This window comes from Streptomyces sp. 4F14 (assembly GCF_048159485.1).
Lineage (GTDB): Bacteria > Actinomycetota > Actinomycetes > Streptomycetales > Streptomycetaceae > Streptomyces.
Window position 1 is genome coordinate 1 of record NZ_JBLRVY010000223.1, and the last position, 377, is coordinate 377.

Below are 377 nucleotides of genomic sequence, written 5' to 3' on the forward strand. Positions count from 1 at the left end.
GCCGTGGTACAGCCGCCGTACGGCGTCGGCGATACCGCGCTTGACGGGCTTGGGGACGTTACGGCCGTACAGCGCCGTCCAGTACGCGAGCAGCTCGCCGGGCTCGTCCGGGCGCTGCAGCACGGAGGCGATGACCTGCCGGTTCGACGGGCCGTCGGTGGCGCCGGCGTCCAGGCGTGCCTTGACGTACTCTGCGGCGCCCACGACGGATGCCGTACGGAGGTTGCCCTCGCCGCGCAGCCAGCCGAGCAGGCCGGCCGTCCACTCGGGGTCGGTGACGGCGAGCTCGCGCACGAGGCGCGCGAACCGGTCGTCGCGGTCGGCGCCCGTCTCGTAGAAGGTCCTCTGGGAGACGAAGTTGGAGACGGACAGCAGGA

Annotated in this window: 1 pseudogene; it reads right to left on the reverse strand. The window is 72.4% G+C overall.

The window, feature by feature from the left end:
- Positions 1–377: pseudogene (locus tag ACLZOT_RS50430) on the reverse strand (TROVE domain-containing protein); the annotation flags it as partial.